This window comes from Brevundimonas sp. ALps5 (assembly GCF_058681645.1).
Genome location: NZ_CM178744.1, coordinates 2,849,437 through 2,864,769, shown reverse-complemented (window position 1 = coordinate 2,864,769; position 15,333 = coordinate 2,849,437). Strand labels below are relative to the sequence as shown.

Genomic DNA, 15,333 nt, shown 5'->3' with positions numbered 1-15,333 from the left:
GGTCAGGGCGCCCGTTCGAGCGCCGGAACCTTCCAGCTCCGGTCGCGAAGGGTCTTTTTCGGCAGGTAGGCGCGCAGGGCCAGACGCATCCGCCCCTCCGGCGACGGCAGCCAGTTGGCGGCCAGGGGGCCGGTCGGACGCTCCCGCTGGATCAGGATTTCAAGACCACCGTCGGCATCGACCACCAGCCCCGGCGTCCGGTCGCCGATCGAATAGCGGCTGATCGGGTTCTCGGTGAAGAAGTAGCGCCCCTCGGGCGTCACCTCGTACATCGTCAGGGACCAGAAGGCGTCGACCGGCACCCCGCCCGGCGGCACCCGCCAGCGATAGGCCGTCCCACCGTCCAGCGGTTGGCCCGCGCCGTCGAAATTGGCGTGGAAATACATGGCCTCAGCCTCGCCCAGGGCCGCGATTCCGCCGAGCGCCACGGCGGCGCGCAGCTCATTGTTGGTCCCGAAGTCGCCGACGCCCGGCGGCTGATAGCTCCAGCCGTCGACGGCGTAGTCGCGGAACCTGAACACCTCGCGCAGGTGCTCCAGCCCCGCCGGAATGGCCGCACGCCACTGGTCGAGAATGGCCTGATCGGGCAGCGCCGCCCCGCCGACCCCCAGCGCTGCGAACTGGCCTGCGCGCCCGAATTCCGAACCGCCGCCGGGCGACCGGGCGATCACCTCATTGACCAGTGACAGGAACACCGCCGGGTCATTCACGTCTCCTGCGGCATGGGTGAAGCCGCGCGCGGACGGCCGATCGGGCCCGACGCTGAGCGTCAGTCCGCTCTGGAAGGCCTGGGCTGCGGCCAGATCGGCGGGACCGTCGACGAGCGTCCGCATCAGGGCCCAGACGTCGTTGGAAGGCGAACGGATCAGATGGACGCCGTCCGGCGCCTGACCCTGCCACTGCGGCCCGACGACGAGATAGCGACCGCCCTGCCCGCCTGTCGCCCGAGTCCCGACATAGGCGAAGACGTCGGTGAAGGCGCTCATGAAGGCAAGGGAGAAATACCGGTCCGTGGAGCCCGGAACCGTGAGTTCAACCGGTCCGCCCGACAGCTCCAGGAAGATCGACGAATAGATGGTGTCGTTGTTGGGCGCCGTGACCTGGCGCGAGTTCGAGTCCATCAGTTGGGACCGGTGCACGACGGTGTTCAGCCGCCCCGGTCCGCCGACCGCCCCCGTCCGTTCCTGCTCGATCCGGGCCAGTTCATAGAGGGGAAAGGCGTAGACGAAGGCGCGCTGGAACGGATCTGCGATCTCAGCCAGAGCCAACGCCCGCGTCGCGCAGCCGCCGAGCGACAGCATCGACAGACCGAAGGCGGATTGCATCAGCTGGCGACGGTGCATGGGCTTTCTCTCTCTGAGGCTTGCAGGACAAGGAAGGATGGCGGCGTGCGTTCAGAGCGCGGCATCCGGGGACAGGAACAGGGCGTCGATCTCGGCGGCGCGGTGCACGGCGACCCGACCGGGGTTGAGCGTGCCCTTGGCGGTCATCTCGGCGGGCGTCGGGGCCGAGGCGGCCAGCTCCAGCCGCGCCAGCCGGGTCGAAGCCGTGGTGCGATCAACATTGAATGCGCGCGCGAGATCGCGGAGCGCGGCCTTGGTCGCGTCCGAAGCGCCCGGTGCGGGCCAGACTAGGGCGGCGACCTCCTCGCGATTGGCGCCGCACAGCATCAGGTCCGCCGCATGGGGGCGAAGCGCGTCCAGCAAGGCCTCGCGCATCGGCCCGGCCCGCACCCAGACGCCGTTCGACAGCTTGAAGTCCTCGGCCAGCCGCCCGTCGTAGACCAGCCCCGCCGACCAGTCCCGCGCATCCGCCGGCCGCACCGCGTCGCCGGTCAGGAAATAGCCCTCGTCGTCAAACGGAGGCGCGGCGCCGGCCAGATAACCAGAGAAGAGGTTCGGCCCCGCCACCCGGCACTCGAACCGCCCATCGTCGCAGGGGACCAGCTTCAGCGTCTCGCCCGGCATGGGCAGGCCCAGAAGGTCGGTGCGGTCGGTGCGCCACCAGACGAGGGCGATGATGCCGCTGGTCTCGGTCATGCCGTAGCCCGAGCCGAACATGATCCGCTTCCCGACCGTGCGGACCGCGAGCGACTGGAAGTCGGCGACGACCGAGGGGCTCAGCGCCGCCCCGCCGAAGGAGCAGGCGCGGACGTTCTTGAGCACCCGCTTCGCCAGATCGCGATCGCGCTTCAGGGCCGCGATCAGCATCGGATAGGCGACCGGCACATTGGTGATCTGGGTCGGCTGGACCCGGGCGAGGTTTTCCAGCGTACGGCCGAACCGGTCGGGCGTCGGCAGCCCATCGTCGATGTGGAAGGCGCCGCCCCGTAGCATCATCGCATGCAGGTTCACATTGCCGCCGTAGGTGTGATGCCAGGGCAGCCAGTCCAGCATCACCGGCCGGGCGAACATCGGCAGGCGCGGGCTGACCGCATCGACCATGGCCGCCGACGCCGTCAGCATGCAGTGGGTGTTGCCCACCGCCTTGGGCGTGCCCGTCGAGCCCGAGGTGAAGAAGATTTTCGCCCCGTCCTCCGGCCGGATCCGGCGCGCGGCCGCAGCGAGGTCAAACGGTGGGCTGGCCAGATCCTCGTCGAGGATGCCGAGCGGCAGGGCCGATGGCAGGCCCGCTTCGGCGACGGGGGCCGCGAGGGCCGCATCGATGAACAGCAGCTTCGCATCCAGCCGTCGATACAGGTCGACCAGCAGGCTCCGCCCCGCCGCATGCGCCAGATGGGCCGGCGACAGGGGGGCGACCACGGCGCCGAGGGCCATGACGGCGAAGCCGGTCACCGCATGGTCGATGCTGTTGCCCGACAGGATGGCGACCACCTGCCCGGCCTCGACGCCCTGCCGCGACAGGGCCGAGGCGCGCCGGGCCACCGCCTCTCCGAACGCGCCGTAGGAGAGGCCGCGCCAGCCCTCGCCCGAGCGCTCATGCAGGAAGGGACGCGGACCGTGCCTGCGGATCGCCCGAACCAGAAGCGCGATCAGATTATCGGCCGCCGGACGCAGCCGCATCGGGTGGCTCAGATAGACCACGCCGTCACGCCCCCTGCGGACCCGCGCCTCCGGCGGCCGGGCGGCCATGCGGCGAAAGCGGGCGGAAACGCTCATCCGCGCCCCGCGCAGCGCGGCGCCTTGACCTCGGCGGCACCGATCAGCGCGATCCGTCCCGGCAGGCCGCAGAGCTCCGTCAGGGCCGCCGGATCGCCCAGCAGATAGGCGCGCCAGAAGGCCAGGGTCTCGCGCTCGATGGCCTCGGTCTGGCGCTGCTGGGCCTCGGTCATGGCGCCGCCGGACTGGACCCGGCCGGAATAGATCATGTGATCGCCGCCCTCGAAGACGATCAGATACTGGTCGGAGCCGGTGATCGTGCGGAACGGAACCTGTCGCCCCTCCGGCGTCGCCTCCAGATCGAAGGGCGTGCTGTCTGCGGTGCCGGTGAAGTGAAGCATGGGCGTGCGGATGTCGGCGAGCACCGTAGCGGCGTCCTGATTGCGCGGGGCATTGGGGCTGTAGACGATCGCCGCCTTGATCCGGGGTTCGCGGAACAGATCCGGTCTCGGCCCCTGGAGCTTCTGGCCGACGCTGACTAGGGTCGTGAGCGCGCCGTAGGAATGGCCCGACATGCCGATCCGCGACAGGTCGAACCGCCCGGCCAGAGGTCCCGAAGCATTGGCGGCGGTCAGCTGATCGATGGCGAAGGGGATGTCGCCGAACCGGGCCACGGCCGCGCGGGGATCGCCCACGGCCACCCTGAGCTGGTCGATGGCGCGGTCGGGATCGGTCGCACCGGCCAGCAGGGCGCTATCGCTGCCCGGATGCTGCAGGGCCAGCACTGCGAAGCCGTGCTCGGCCAGGAACTGCAGCAGGAAGGTCGCCGCCTCGCGCGATCCGCCCAGACCGTGGGAGAAAATCACCACCGGCGCCGGCCCTGTCGTGGCAGGCAGATAGAGCTTGTACGGCACGGTCCGGTCGCGGGCCGGATCGCGCCACTCGCCCCGGATCACCTGAACCGCTGCGGCGGGAGCGATGGTCGCGGCCACCGCCGTCGCCCGGGTCTCCAAGGGCGGCGGAGCGGCGCAGGCGCCCAGCAGGGCGAGGACCGAAGCGGCGGAGATGAAACGGGCCGACAGGCTCATGACGCGATCGCTCCTCAGCGCGAATGGCCGGAGAAGAAGCGCCAGATGACCTGGGTGGCGTCGATGGCGTCATAGCGGGCGCGCTCCAGCCCGCCGGACGCGACCACAGGCCCCGGCCAGGTGTGGCCTGCCGAGGCCAGACGGTAGAAGACCACTTCCGACCCGTCGCGGCATGCGGAGGTCTCGACCGTGACGTCACCCTGCACCTCGACCGAAGGAGCGCCCGCACAACCATCGGCGCGGCGCCAGAAGTCGACGGCGCGGCTGACCGGCAGGAAGGATTGCGACTGCGACCGGGCGACAAGTGACATCGGCGAGTTTCCGCCGTTGAAGGGGACGATGTCGTCCTTCTCGCCATGCATGATCAGGATCGGCAGGGGCCGGGACGGCTGGGCCTCACCGCCGAACATGGCGCCCGACACCACGGCAACCGCCGCGATCCGGGAGGACAGTCCGATGCCGATCCGGTGGCTGAGCATCCCGCCGTTGGACAGGCCGGTGACATAGACCCGCTTCGGATCGATCCCCTGCGCCGTCAGATCGTCGATCACCGCCCCGATGAAGGCCAGGTCATCGCTGTTCGAGGTCATGGCGAAGCCGCAGCAGCCGCCCGCGTTCCACGTCCCCATATTGCCCATCCGCCCGACGCCATTGGGGAAGGCGACGGCGAAGCCCTCGCGCCGCGCCGTCTCGATCCAACGCGGGACCATGGTCCGGGCGTTGCCGCCCCCGCCGTGCAGGGCGATGACCAGGGGCACAGGTCCGGTCGCGTTCGCGGGCCTGTAGAGCAGATACTCGCGGTTGGCTGCCCCGACCCGGACGCTGTGCGAGACCACCGCCGAGGCCTCGGGCGCGGACTGGGCCTGAGCAGCGCCCGCCCCCAGCAGGAGGGTCGCGATGACGGCGGCGGCGATGGCTTTCATGGTCCGGCTCTCTTCTAGTAGCGGAAGGTCAGTTCGGCGCCGTAGGTGCGCGGTTGGCTCCAGAACTCGGCCGTGCCGACCACGTTCAGGACGTAGCGTTCGTCGCTGAGGTTGCGCCCGGTCACGGAGAACCGCCAGTGCTCGCCTTCCACCCCGATGCGGGCGTCATAGAGGGTGTAGCCCGCATACTCGCGGCTGTTGTCCGGGGTCTCATAACCGCCGTCGGCGTACTGGACGCTGGTCCCGACGAAGCCGCGCAGCTGACCGAAGCGCTGGGTGTAGAGCAGGTTGGCGGCCACCTGATTGCTCCGCAGTCGCGGCACATGCTTGCCGTCCAGATCGACGGTCACGCCCTGGCTGATCAGGGAGGCGCCCTTCTCGAACTCGCCGTCGGCGGTGGAATAGGAGACGCGCGTCACCAGCCGCCCCGGCCCGACCCGGAACACCCGCCGCGCCTCGGCCTCGAAGCCGTAGACATGGGCGTCGCCCGCATTGGACAGGATGAAGCCGGTCGATCCCGCCGAGGGCGCCGTGACCACCTGCACCTGATTGGTCCAGGTGTAGTAGACCGCCGCCTCGCCGTTGAAGCCGAACAGCCGCCCCTTCCAGCCGGTCTCGTAATTATACGCGTACTCGGCGTCGTAGCGCAGGATGCCGGGCAGCTGGGCCCGGGTCACCGCCGGCGGCAGATTGGTGTTGAACCCGCCCGAGCGATAGGCGGTGGCGAAACGGGCATAGAGGCTCTGATCCTCCGCCGCCTTCCAGCGCAGGGTGACGGTCGGGGTATAGTAGGTCTCGTCGAACGCCGACTGGACGGTCGCCGTCTCATTGCCCGCTGCGCAGGCCGGGGCCACCAGGGTCGGGGGGCAGAACTGGGCCGTGGTCGCGCCTGAACCGCCGATGGGCGCCAGCAGGCCCACCGGAACCGCGCCCGAACCGAAATAGACCAGCGGGTCCTCGGACCAGCGCTCGAAGGCGTAGTCGCGGTTGTCGTTCTGGACGCGCAGCTCGACGCCCAGCGACAGGCCTTCGGTCAGCTTCGCCTCGAGGGAGCCGAAGGCCGAGATCGAATCGACGTCCTCGTTGAAGGTGTCGTGGTTCATCGTGCCGCGTCCGGCCTGACGCGCGGCGGCCGAGAAGGTGGTGGTCGCCCCGGCCGCGGCCGTGCCGACGAAACAGCCGGGCGTCATCGGCTGGGCCACGCCCGTATAGGCCGGACAGGCGCCCGGCTCGGTGACCACGTTGTCGCCCGAGGCCAGGAACTCCAGTCCGAACAGCCAGCTGATCCGGCGGTCGCCTTTCGACGCCAGCGTCGCCTGGACCACGTCGCGGGAATAGCTCTCGTACTGGTCGCGCGAATAGTCGGGATAGGCCACCGCGGCGCCCGGCGCGACGTCGGTCAGGGACAGGCCGACGAAATGCTCGTCATCTTCGCCGGTACGCGCCCCTTCCCGCTCGCGATGGGAGGCGCGCAGGGCCAGTGTCGCGCCGCCCAGATCGATGTCCGCGCGCAGCTGCAGCCCCGTCTCGCGGATGTCGGTCCGGCCCTCGCGGTTCTGGTTGGCGCGGACGTAAGGGTCGGGATCCAGCGCCGGACTGCGGGCCAGCCCGGTGAAGCCGGCGGCGTTGCTGTCATAGTATTCGGCCGTGGCGCCGAAGGTGATGTTGGCCGTCGGCCGTGCTTCCAGCGAAGCCCGTGCACCGGTCGACTTCTGGGTGTCTGTGAAGTTCCCCGTCGTCTCATTGACGATGAAGCCCTCCCTCTGGTCGCTGACGAAGCCGCCCAGACGCAGGTCGACGTCCTTGGCCAGAGGCAGATTCAGGATGCCCTCGAAGTCGGTGCGGTCGGGGTCCGAGTAGCGGGCGGTCAGGCTGGCCTGAAGCTCGTCCTTCGGGGTGTTGGAGATGACGTTGATGGCCCCGCCTACGGCGTTGCGGCCGAACAGCGCCCCCTGAGGTCCGCGCAGCACCTCGACGCGGGCGTTGTCGAACAGGTCCAGCCGCGTCAGGGATCGCCCGCCGAAGCCGCCGCCCGAATTATAGAGGCCATCGCGATAGAGGCCGGTCGCCGTCTCGGTAAAGCCGACCCGGCCACTGCCCTGCCCCCGGATGGAGATGTCGTTCAGATACTCGGGGCCCGAGGTGACCAGGGTCACGCCCTGCACCTGACGCAGATAGTCCTCCATCTTGTCGAGCACGAGGCCTTGCCGGTCGGCCTCGGTGATGGCGGTGACGGAGGTCGGGACGTCGCGCAGCTGCTCGGCGCGACGGCGAGCGGTGACCACCACCTCGCCGACATCGGTGGCGGTCTGCTCCTGTGGTGCGGTCTGTGCGTGCGCTGTTCCGTACATGGAAAGGCCCATCAGAACCGCGGCCGCCCCGGCGCGCAACAGGGCCTTCCGGCCCGGATTCAGGTCACGCGTCCTCAGCCCGGCAAACGCCGTCCAACCCTGTGTCATCGTCATCCTCCGCACGGCGTCTGCGCGCCATTGTCGAAGACGAGCCTAAGCCCGGACGATCACCCTTGTCCATAGATTGTCGACAATTTACGAAGTGACCTTCAGGGCCGCGGTCAGGGAGTCGACGTGGGTCTGCTGGGCCAGGCGGTCGGCGGCGTCGCCGTCACCCCGCACGATCGCCTCGACCATCTCACGCCAGCGCCGGGCCGCCGTATGGCGCAGCTCACTGGTGGTGAAGCCGAAGGGCCCGAAATTGTCGGCCGCGCCCATGCGCACGTCGACGATCAGGGCGCGCAACCGACTGCCCTTGGCGGCGTCGACCACGACCAGGCCGGCGCGCAGGGTCTGGCGGAAGAAGGCCGCGGCCTCCACCCCCTCCCCGGCCATGGCCTCGAGCCTTTCGACCTGACGCCAAAGCCCCGAGATATCGTCATTGTCGCGTGCGGCGGCGGCCTTGCGGGCGGCGAGGCCGAACAGGACGGCGCTGATCTCGACGCTCTCGCGCGCCTCCTGGTCCGACAATCGGGCTACGGTCGCCCCCTTCATCGGCTCGATATGGACCAGCGATCGGGTGGCCAGAACCTGCAGGGCCTCGCGCACCGGCGCGCGGCTGACGCGGAAGCGCTCGGCCAACTCGACCTCGCGCAGGCGGTCGCCGGGCTTGTAGACCCCGGTCTCGATCAGGAAGGCGAGGTCCATGGCAACACGATCGGCCGTGGAGCGGCTGCGGCGTTGCTGGAGGCGGGTCGTGGCGGGCGCGGTCATTTGTCTACAATGCGACCGGGGCGTGCGTCGGATCAAGCCCCCCGGAGCGTCGTCCTGGCGGGCGTCAGGACGCTGACCGCCTCGCTGCCGATCACCAGCCCTTGGCTCAGATCCAGCTCAGCCCGACGTCCGGCCCCGGCCGCCTCGAAGGTCAGGGCATTGGTCCCGCTGCCACTCTTGTACCCCCCGAAGGCTCCGCCGCCGAAGGCCAGGCGCGGCGCCCCTTTGACGGTCACCAGCCGGTCGAAGGTCACGACCATACCCTGCGGCCCGACCTGAACCCCGGTGACGACCGGTCCGTCGGTCCGCTCCGGATCCCAGGTCCCGGCGAAGGTCCATTTCGCCGTCATGTCCGCTGGCGTCGGCACCCCCTTGGCGGTGGCCAGATTGTCGGCCAGCCACCCATAGTCACCACCCTTGCGATGGGCGTTGTGGAAATAGTGCCGCTCGGGCCAGCGGCCCTCTTCCTGCGCCGCGCGGTTGCGGGCCAGGTCGTCGGCGGTCGGGGTCCCGCCGTTCAGCGGATAGACGACCAGATAGGGGGCCTGATCGCGCATCCGCTCCGAGAAGCTGCAGTCGACGAAGTAGAACTGGGCGTCACGGTGATGCCGGGCCAGATAGAACTGCGGCGGGCCGTCGACGATGCAGCCCTTGATGACGAACTTCTTGTCCTCGACCCGCATCCCCTCGTGCCAGAAGGCGGCCGTGGTGTTCGGATTGACCTGGGTGATCTCGGAGTTCGACAGGAAGCACCAGCCGCGCGGGCAGATGAAGTCGACTGACCCCATCACCCTCAGCCCGGTGTGATAATACCGCCCGCCGTCGGCGGTCAGGGGCGTCGCCCCCGGTCCCTCGGACAGGCCTGCCTCGTCCGATCCCTTGATCCCGCGCCACAGCGACAGGGTGTCGGCGCCGAGGCTCAGGATGTCGGCGTTCTGGATGATGGTCCGGTCGGCCCGGCCGAAGATGGTGAAGGCGTGCGGCCCGATGGCCGTGACGGTGTTGTGGACCGTCATGGTCTCCAGGACGAAGTCGTGGGCCGTGGCGCTGATGTTGAGCACGCCTTGCCCCAGGGCGTCGCGCGGCAGGTCCGCGGGCCGGTTCGACTGCAGCCGCGTGCCCATCCGGCTGGTTCCGCGCAGGGTCACATAGGCGGCGTCGACGCGGACGACCTCATCATAGACCCCGTTGCGGATCAGGATGATCTTGCGCTCGCGGTTGTCCTTGGGGATCGACTGGACCGCCGCATGGATCGAGGTGAACTGCCCCGTGCCGTCGGCGGCAACAATGATGTCGGGCTCGGCCTCCCACGTTGGAACGCTCGCCCGGGCGGCCTGGGCGAAGGCCGGGGCGGCGGCGCCGGCCAGGAGACCGGCCAGGGCCGAACGACGGCTGAGAGTGAAGGCGCGTCTATCGAGCATGATGGCGGGTCCGGCAACGGAATGGGATTTCGACGGGTCAGCCGTGATACCGCTAACATTTACCAAAATCGAGCGCCCTCGGTCGCGGAGGATTTGTGCCGCAACCTCCGCCCCATGGAGCGAGACGTGACGGTCGCACCGGCGCTAGGATCAGCCGTCGTCCGTCGCGGAGCGTTTGAATGATCATCTCGTCGCCCGGCGACTATCGCGAGGCCGCGCGTCGCAAGCTTCCGCCCTTCCTGTTCGAATACATCGACGGCGGGGCCTATGCGGAGACGACCCTGGCCCGCAATGTCGCGGACTGGCGCGAGGTCGCCCTGCGCCAGCGCGTGCTTCGGGACATGTCCGACCTCAGCCTCGAGACCCGGCTGTTCGACGAAATCCTGAAACTGCCCCTCATCCTCGCCCCTGTGGGCCTGACCGGCATGTACGCCCGGCGCGGCGAGGTCCAGGCCGCGAAAGCGGCGGCGGCGCGCGGCGTCCCCTTCACCCTGTCGACCGTCTCGGTCTGTCCGATCGAGGAAGTGGCCCCGGCCATCGACCGGCCGATGTGGTTCCAGCTCTACGTCCTGCGCGACCGGGGCTTCATGGCCTCGGTGCTGGACCGGGCGAAGGCGGCCGGGGTCAAGACCCTGGTCTTTACCGTCGACATGCCGGTCCCCGGAGCCCGTTATCGCGACGCCCACTCGGGCATGAGCGGACCGAATGCGGCGATGCGCCGGATGGTCCAGGCCATGGCCCATCCGGCCTGGGCCTGGGACGTGGGCCTCAAGGGTCAGCCGCACGACCTCGGCAATGTCTCGGCCTACCTCGGAAAGCCGACCGGGCTGGCCGACTACATCGGCTGGCTGGGCCAGAACTTCGATCCCTCCATCTCGTGGAAGGATTTGCAGTGGATCCGGGACGCCTGGGATGGGCCGATGATCATCAAGGGCATTCTCGATCCCGAGGACGCGCGTGACGCCGCCGGCTTCGGGGCCGACGGCATCGTTGTCTCCAACCACGGCGGCCGCCAGCTGGACGGGGTCCTGTCCACCGCGCGCGCCCTGCCCGCCATCGCCGAGGCCGTGAAGGGCAGGCTGACAATCCTCACGGATTCCGGCATTCGCAACGGGCTGGACGTGGTCCGGGCCCTGGCCCTCGGCGCCGACGCCGTCCTGCTGGGCCGCGCCTTCGTCTATGCGCTCGCGACCGGGGGAGAGGCGGCCGTCGCCCACCTGATCGACCTGTTCGAGGCCGAGATGCGCGTGGCCATGACCCTGACCGGCGCCCGGACGATCGGCGACATCGACGGTCGCTGCCTCGCCCGGACGAGCGGCTGAAGCCTTATTCCCCCGCCTGATCCACCGCGATCGGCAGGTCGATGAAGGTGGCGGCGGCGCCGGCGTGATAGACCCGCTGGGTCGCGCGGCGATAATCCTCGGGCTTGGCGAACATGATGTTCGGCACGAAGGTCTGGGGGTTGCGGTCGTAGAGCGGGAACCAGCTGGACTGGACCTGCACCATGATCCGGTGGCCCGGCAGGAAGGTGTGGCTGGCCGCGGGCAGGGCCCATTTGTATTCGAGCGGCCGGTTGGGCGTGATGGCCTTCGGGTCGCTGAGGCTCTCGCGGTAGCGGCCGCGGAAGATGTCCATCGACACCGCCAGCTGATAGCCGCCCATCTCGGGCTGGAGCCAGTATTCGGACGGATAGACGTCGATCAGCTTGACCACCCAGTCGGAGTCCGTGCCGGTCGTCGCGGCGAACAGATGCACCTGCGGATTGCCCGAGATGCGCACCGCCTCGGTCAGGGGCTCGGAGACATAGGTCACGACGTCGGCGCGGTCGCTGTAGGGACGCTGGTCCGTCGCCAGCCAGGTGCGCCAGGCGTCGCCGCGCACCGGCCGCTGGATATAGGGCACCGGATGGGCCGGGTCGGAGATGTATTCGTCGAAGGCCTGTCCGCCTTCCGCCGGGGCGGTGAAGCCGAGGCCGTTGCCGGCCTGGAGATAGAGGCGGCGCGACGGGACATCGGTCGGCCAGGACTGCAGGTGACGCCACTCGTTGCGGCCCGACTCGAACAGGGTGACCGGAGCGATGTCAGCCGGCGCGCCATGGGTCTTCAGATGGGCATCGAGGAAGGGCAGCAGGACGTGGCGCTGGAAGTAGAAGGCGGTGGCGCTGTCGAACTGGACATCGCCGATGCTGGAGCCGCTGTCGCGATAGGCGCCGCCGTGCATCCACGGGCCGGCGACGAGGAAGTTCATGTCGTTGTTGACGTCCTTGGGCTCCACGGCGCGGTAGGCCGCCAGCGTCCCGTAGATGTCCTCCTGATCCCACAGGCCCTGGACCCAGAGGGTCGGGACCTTGAGCGGCTGCTGGGCCAGGATCTTGTCGACCGCCTGGGCCTGCCACCAGCCGTCATAGGCGGGGTGGCGCAGCAGCTGGTTCCAGAAGCCGGTCTGCTGGACCCCCTTGGCCTCTCCCAGCTGCGCCGCCGAGCCCGCTGCCAGGGCGCACTCATAGTCGTCGAAACAGGCGGCGGGCCAGGCCGGACCGCCCGAGCGCGCGCCCTCCTGCCCCAGGGCATAGTCGATCGCGCCGAGCCAGCGGAAGGCGCCGTTGTGGAACCAGTCGTCGCCCATCCAGCCGTCGACCATGGCCATCATCGGCACGGCGGCCTTGAGCGCCGGGTGGGGGTTGATCAGCCCCTGGGTGACCGTGAAGCCATCGTAGGAATTGCCCATGGTCCCGACCCGGCCGTTGGATTCGGGCACGTTCTTCGACAGCCAGTCGATGGTGTCGTAGGCGTCGGTGGCGTGGTCGACGCCGGTCGTGTTCAGCGGCCCGACGATCGGCCTGTTCATGACGTAGTCGCCCTCCGACCCGTACTTCCCGCGCACGTCCTGGGCGACGAGGATATAGCCGTTCTGGAGGAGGGTGCCGTAGCCCTGACGCACCAGCATCTCGGCGTGGGTGCTGCCCGTGCCGTTGGTCAGGCGGTTGGCGTTGTAGGGGGTGCGATCGAGGATCATCGGCGCATCGGTCAGCCCCTTGGGGATGATGATGACGGTGTGCAGCCGGACCCCGTCGCGCATCGGGATCATCACCTCGCGGCGAACGTAGTTGTCGGCGGGGACACCCGGCTGGAAGGACGTCGGGATCTCGCTCTTCGACGCGGTCAGGGCGTCGGCCTGAGCGGGGGGCTGCGCGGGCGGGACGGCCTGGGCGAGCGCGGCCGAGGCCGTGGTCAGGGCGAGGAGGGAGAGGACGACGGACAGGCGGGCGCGCGACATGGGAAGATCTCCTCGGGGCTGGACGCCCGGAACAGACCACGCACTGTCGCGATGGACAAGCTGTCGCACCCTGCGCCGGACAGTCCCCGACGCCCGCTTGCGCGGACGCCGGGGGTCGGGGGGACGGGGTCAGCTGACGGGGGTCAGAACCGGTAGGCGACGCCGATGCGGAAGTTTCGGCCCGGCATCGGGGCGATGTCCTTCAGGAAGGAGGCGTGCTCGCGCGCCTCCTCGTCCGTCAGGTTCTTGGCCTCGGCGAAGACGGTGACGTTGCGGTCGGTCATCGGACGCCAGGCGGCGGCCAGATTCAGGAGGGTGTAGCTGTCGGTCGGCAGCTCCAGGTCGGCGACCCGGGTCTGTTCGGCGACGTGGCGCACCTCGACCGAGGCGTCGAACGGGGTCGAGGTCCAGGCCAGGCGGCCGGTCACCGACCACGGCGGGATGCGGGCCGCCGGACCGAGGTCCGTCTCGGCGTGGACGTAGTCGGCCGAGCCTTCCAGGGCCAGTTTGCGCGAACCGGTCTCCCACAGGGCGTAGGAGCCCTCGGCCTCGAAGCCGTAGAAGGTCGCGCCCGTCTGGACGAATTGATAGACGGGGAAGTCCTCGCCATCGGCGGTGTAGACAGCGCCCGTCGGCCGTTCATCGATGAAGCCGTCGTATTTCGACCCATAGACGTGCAGGTCGCCCGAGACGCGGCCGGCGTCGTAGTGGACCGTGCCCTCCAGCGTATTGACCTTCTCGGTGTCGAGTGTCCGATCGCCGGTCTCATAGGCGGCGGTGGCGACGTGCAGTCCGTCCGCGAACAGCTCGACCTCGGAGGGGGCGCGTTCGTTGTGGGCCAGGCTCAGACCCAGGAACAGGCCGGGGGCCGGACGCAGGAAGCCGGCGATGGAGGCCGAGACGTTGTTGAAGTCCCGCTGCAGCTCGACCGTGTCGCCCAGCGGAACGGCCGAGACCGTGTGGCGGTCGTAGCGCAGCCCGCCCTCGAAGCCATACTGGCCGAGGTCCAGACGCTGGACGGTGTAGATGCCGCCCTCCTTGATGTCCGTGGTCGGGACGAAAGCTTCGGCGCCGATCGCCTCGAAGGTGCGCGACAGGCCCTGGGCGCCGATGGCGCCGTTCCAGGTTCCGCCGCCGAGGGGCCGGGGGCGCTGGACCAGGTCGAGGCGGCCTTCCTGACCGTCGGAGTTGAAGATGGTGCCGGGGGTGTCGGCGTTCTCGAACTCGGTGTGGGTGTATTCGGCATGGCCGTAGTTGGCGCGGATCGTCTTGAACGGGCCGGCGTCGAAATTGTACTCGCCGCGCACGTCTTCACGCGTCTGGTGCAGCTGGATGAAGACGGTCGGCTCGGCGACCGTGCCGTATTCGCTGTCGGTGTCCTTGTAGGAGACGCCGAAATAGCCCTTGTCGGCGATATAGGCCCCGCCGACGCCCCAGGCCTTGAGGTCGGTGTAGGAGTTGGGCTGGGTCCCGCCCGGACCGCGCGGAGCGCCGTCCTCGGCCGCCAGAAGGGCCGAGCGGGCGGGCGACGGGATCTCATAGTCGTCGGTCGTGCGGCGCACGCCGTCGATGTTGAAGGCGAAATGGCCGGTCCCGGCGGTCAGGCGGGTGAAGATCGACTTGCCGTCGTCGACGGTCGAGGCCTGGGTCGAGATGACGCCCGACAGGCCGCCGGTCGGAACTTCGGTCGGGATGCGGCTGTCGATGATGTTGACCACACCGCCGATGGCCGAGCCGCCGTACATCAGGGTCGAGGGGCCGCGCACCACCTCGATGCGGCTGGCCTCGGCCGGGTCGGTGGCCACAGCGTGGTCGGGCGAGACCGCCGAGGCGTCGATCATGCCGATGCCGTTGGTCAGGACCTGAACGCGCGGGCCGGACAGGCCGCGGATCACCGGGCGGCTGGCGCCGGGGGCGAAGCCGGTCGAGCGCAGACCGGGCTGGCCGGCCAGCATGTCGCCCAGCGACTGGGCCGGAGCCGTGGCCAGGGCCTGTTCGTCCAGCACCTCGGTGGCGATGGTCGAGGCGCGCTGGCTGACGCCGTAGGGCGAGGCGGTGACGACCACGTCGTCGACCGTGTCGGCCTGATCGGACGGCGCGGGCTTACTCTGGGCGTGAGCGACCCCGGCGAGCGCGACGGAGGAGACGGCCGACAGCATGAGCAGCCGGAGGGGGGCGGTGATCGGGGGACGCATGGAGACCTCTACTCGGGGAGAGGTTTAGTGTTATGAGATAACATCACGCCCGGTCAAGAGGCTTTGCCGTGCCTGTGCGTCATTGGCCGAAACCGTGGCCAAAGCGTTGCCATGCCCTGGTTCCTCGACAACTATCGCCGCCGCTGT

General features: G+C 69.4%; 10 protein-coding genes. 1 reads left to right on the top strand and 9 read right to left on the bottom strand.

Features of this window, described 5'->3' with window-relative positions; translation table 11 throughout:
- Nucleotides 1-2: 2 nt before the first annotated feature.
- The 7 genes from ACW172_RS13570 to ACW172_RS13540 form a co-directional block, all read right to left on the bottom strand.
- Complete coding sequence (locus tag ACW172_RS13570; RefSeq protein WP_492031973.1) at nucleotides 3-1,343, bottom strand: DUF1254 domain-containing protein; 1,341 nt, start codon at nucleotides 1,341-1,343, stop codon at nucleotides 3-5.
- Between the two features lie 51 nt (nucleotides 1,344-1,394).
- A complete protein-coding gene (locus ACW172_RS13565) occupies nucleotides 1,395-3,119 on the bottom strand; it encodes an AMP-binding protein (RefSeq protein ID WP_492031972.1) in 1,725 nt (574 codons plus the stop codon).
- Complete coding sequence (locus ACW172_RS13560; RefSeq protein ID WP_492031971.1) at nucleotides 3,116-4,147, bottom strand: alpha/beta hydrolase family protein; 1,032 nt, start codon at nucleotides 4,145-4,147, stop codon at nucleotides 3,116-3,118. The genes ACW172_RS13565 and ACW172_RS13560 overlap by 4 nt, the downstream gene beginning before the upstream one ends.
- A 14-nt stretch (nucleotides 4,148-4,161) precedes the next feature.
- Complete coding sequence (locus ACW172_RS13555) at nucleotides 4,162-5,070, bottom strand: extracellular catalytic domain type 1 short-chain-length polyhydroxyalkanoate depolymerase (RefSeq protein ID WP_492031970.1); 909 nt, start codon at nucleotides 5,068-5,070, stop codon at nucleotides 4,162-4,164.
- Between the two features lie 14 nt (nucleotides 5,071-5,084).
- Entirely contained in the window at nucleotides 5,085-7,529 is a 2,445-nt protein-coding gene (locus tag ACW172_RS13550) for a TonB-dependent receptor (RefSeq protein ID WP_492031969.1), read from the bottom strand.
- 87 nt (nucleotides 7,530-7,616) lie between these two features.
- Nucleotides 7,617-8,294 carry a GntR family transcriptional regulator gene (locus ACW172_RS13545; protein ID WP_492031968.1) on the bottom strand — a complete coding sequence of 226 codons (678 nt, stop codon included), beginning with the start codon at nucleotides 8,292-8,294 and terminating at the stop codon, nucleotides 7,617-7,619.
- A gap of 32 nt (nucleotides 8,295-8,326) precedes the next feature.
- Entirely contained in the window at nucleotides 8,327-9,715 is a 1,389-nt protein-coding gene (locus ACW172_RS13540) for a pectinesterase family protein (RefSeq protein ID WP_492031967.1), read from the bottom strand.
- Between the two features lie 179 nt (nucleotides 9,716-9,894).
- Between ACW172_RS13540 and lldD the strand changes: the two genes are divergently transcribed.
- Nucleotides 9,895-11,037, top strand: a complete 1,143-nt coding sequence (gene lldD / locus ACW172_RS13535; RefSeq protein ID WP_492031966.1) for an FMN-dependent L-lactate dehydrogenase LldD — start codon at nucleotides 9,895-9,897, stop codon at nucleotides 11,035-11,037.
- A gap of 4 nt (nucleotides 11,038-11,041) precedes the next feature.
- Here the strand turns inward: lldD and ACW172_RS13530 are convergent, their stop codons facing one another.
- Both ACW172_RS13530 and ACW172_RS13525 read right to left on the bottom strand, forming a co-directional pair.
- Entirely contained in the window at nucleotides 11,042-12,991 is a 1,950-nt protein-coding gene (locus ACW172_RS13530) for a CocE/NonD family hydrolase (RefSeq protein WP_492031965.1), read from the bottom strand.
- 143 nt (nucleotides 12,992-13,134) lie between these two features.
- Nucleotides 13,135-15,186 carry a TonB-dependent receptor gene (locus ACW172_RS13525; RefSeq protein WP_492031964.1) on the bottom strand — a complete coding sequence of 684 codons (2,052 nt, stop codon included), beginning with the start codon at nucleotides 15,184-15,186 and terminating at the stop codon, nucleotides 13,135-13,137.
- Nucleotides 15,187-15,333: the final 147 nt, after the last annotated feature.